At 55.9% G+C, this 678-nt stretch carries 1 protein-coding gene; it reads left to right on the plus strand.

The genetic code is table 11. The features are described from left to right. Nucleotides 1–678 (plus strand): hypothetical protein (locus HGP29_RS28370; RefSeq protein ID WP_211093463.1); only part of this gene is annotated, 678 nt, incomplete at both ends.

A 678-nucleotide genomic window follows, 5' to 3' on the forward strand; every position in this document is an offset into this window, starting at 1 on the left:
ATGGACAAGCGGCAGAAGACCATCAACAAGAACCAAGTGATTGACCAGCAGTTCACCAAGCGTATCGGCGGGCAGTACGTGTCCACCAGCTACAAGGACATGCCGACCAATGAGAACACCGGAGAGTTCACCCACAGTGACATGGTGAATTATGCGAACGGTAAGCTGGCCGAGATTGACCAGATGCAGCTCACGGAGCAACAGAAGGACCGCATGAAGCTGAGCTACCTACGGGCGGACTCAGATGGTGGAGCCTTCCGTACCGTTGTGGGCCAGATGGTAACCGACGCTGGGTCTGAGTGGTCTGCCGCTGTGATTAACGGTAAGTTACCTGATGACACCACGGCGTTGAACAAGCTGCGCACCATGCGTAACACTGACCCGGACCTCTTCGCTGCACTGTACCCGGACAAGGCGGACTTGTTCCTGACGATGGACATGATGGACAAGCAGGGGATTGACCCACAGATACTCATCGACGCTGACCGTTCCCGACGCAGTCTCACCAAAGAGATGCAGTACGAGGACGACAAGGCGTGGGCGTCCCTGAAGAACAACTCCCAGTCCCCAGAGCTATCCCGCATCCCAGCCAGTCTTGACGCAATGGCCCGTAAGATGTACGACAGCGTCAAGTACCGCACAGGTAACAGTGATATGGCTATGGAGCAGACCGACAAG

The organism is Flammeovirga agarivorans (assembly GCF_012641475.1).
Taxonomy (GTDB): Bacteria; Bacteroidota; Bacteroidia; order Cytophagales; family Flammeovirgaceae; genus Flammeovirga; species Flammeovirga agarivorans.